This is a genomic window from Actinomadura rubrobrunea NBRC 15275, from assembly GCF_001552235.1.
Classification (GTDB): Bacteria; Actinomycetota; Actinomycetes; order Streptosporangiales; family Streptosporangiaceae; genus Spirillospora; species Spirillospora viridilutea.
This window is the reverse complement of record NZ_BCQU01000194.1, coordinates 1-2,062: the sequence shown is the minus strand read 5'-3', so window position 1 is coordinate 2,062 and position 2,062 is coordinate 1. Positions and strand designations below refer to the sequence as shown.

At 77.0% G+C, this 2,062-nt stretch carries 1 protein-coding gene; it reads left to right on the top strand.

Annotated elements, in window-relative coordinates; all coding sequences use genetic code 11:
- The coding region (locus AR3_RS28950) for a non-ribosomal peptide synthetase (protein ID WP_157406844.1) at nucleotides 1–2,062 on the top strand (2,062 nt) is incomplete at both ends.

The window sequence follows — 2,062 nt, the reverse complement described above, 5'->3', positions numbered from 1 at the left end:
CGAACCGGCTCGCCGACGTGCTCGCCGCCCGCGGCGCCGGTCCCGAGCGGATCGTGGCGGTGGCGCTGCCCCGCTCGGCCGACCTGGTCGTGGCGACCCTCGCCGCGGGCAAGACCGGCGCCGCGTTCCTCCCCCTCGACCCCGACTACCCGCCGGAACGCGTCGCCGCCATGCTCGGCGACGCCCGCCCGGTCGTGGCGGTCAGCGCGTCCGCGCACGTCGGCCGGCTCCCCGAGGCGGACTGGCTGCTGCTCGACGCCCCCGCGACCGCCGCGGAGATCGACGCTCAGGACCCGGACGGGCCGCGCGACCGGCCGGCGCCGCACCCCGCCCACCCGGCGTACGTGATCTACACGTCCGGGTCGACCGGCCGCCCCAAGGGCGTGGTCGTCACCCACGCGGGCGTCGCGAGCCTGGCCCGCTCGCAGGTCGAACAGATGGCGATCGGACCGGACGCCCGCGTGCTGCAGCTCGCCTCGCCCGGCTTCGACGCCTCGGTGTTCGAACGGCTGGCCGCCGTCGCCGCCGGCGCCGCCATGGTGGTCGCCCCCGCGGACGTGTACGGCGGCGAGCGGCTGCGCGACCTGATGCGCGAGCACTCGGTCACCCACGCGGTCATCACCCCGTCGGCCCTGGCGACCGTGCCGCCCGACGGGCTCGACGGGCTGCGGACGCTCCTGGTCGCCGGCGAGGCGTGCCCGCCCGGACTGGTCGACCGCTGGGCGCCCGGCCGCCGGATGATCAACGCGTACGGCCCCACCGAGACGACCGTGTGCGCCACGATGAGCGGGCCGCTGCCGGACGGAGCGGTCCCGCCGATCGGCGCTCCCATCCGCAACGCCCGCGTCTACGTGCTGGACGACGCGCTCCGGCCGGTGCCGCCCGGCGTCCCCGGGGAACTGTACGTCGCGGGCCCCATCCTCGCCCGCGGCTACCTCGACCGGCCCGACCTGACCGCCGAGCGTTTCGTCGCCTGCCCCTACGGCCCGCCGGGCGAGCGGATGTACCGCACGGGCGACCTCGTCCGGTGGCGTTCCGCGCCCGCCGGCCCGGGCGGCCCCGGCGGGGTCTTGGAATACCTGGGCCGGGTCGACCAGCAAGTGAAGATCCGCGGGGTGCGCGTCGAACTCGGCGAGGTCGAAGCCGTGCTGGCCCGGCACGAGGCGGTGGCGCAGGCCGCGGCCGCGGTGCGGGACGGGCGCCTGGTCGGCTACGTCGTCCCCGAGCCCGGCGCCGAGGCGGACGAGGCGGAGCTGCGCCGCTTCGCGGCCCGCTGGCTGCCGGGCCACGCCGTGCCCGCCGCGGTGACGGTGCTGGACGAACTGCCGCGCACCCCGAACGGCAAGCTGGACCGGGCCGCCCTGCCCGCGCCGGAGGCGAAGGCCGCGACCGGCCGCGCCCCCCGCACTCCGCGCGAGGAGATCCTCTGCGACCTGTACGCCGAGGTCCTGGACCTGGAACGGGTCGGCCCGGACGACGACTTCTTCGCGCTCGGCGGCGACTCGCTGACCGCGGTCCGCCTCGCCGGCAAGGTCCGCTCCGCGCTCGGCGTCGAACTGCCGCTGCGCACCCTGTTCGAAGCGCCGACGGCGGCCGCGCTCGCCGCACGTCTCGACGAGGCCGAGGGACGGGCCCGGCCCCCGCTGGTCCGGAGGGAACGGCCCGACCTGATCCCGCTGTCGTACGCGCAGCAGCGGCTGTGGTTCCTCAACCGGTTCGGCGCGACGGACGTCTACACCATCCCGGTGGCGCTGCGGCTCACCGGCCCCCTCGACCGCGACGCGCTGCGCGCCGCGCTCGGCGACGTGGTGGCCCGGCACGAGTCGCTGCGCACGATCTTCCCGGACGCCTCCGGAACCCCGCGTCAGCACATCCTCGACCCGGTGACCGCGCGCCCCCGCCTGCCCGTCGTGGAGACGGACGAGGCCGGGCTCGCGGCCGCACTCGCCGACGCGGCACGGCAGGGCTTCGACCTCTCGATCGAGCCGCCCCTGCGGGCCCGGCTGTTCGTCCTGGACGAGAACACGCACGTCCTGCTGCTGGTGCTCCATCACATCGCGGG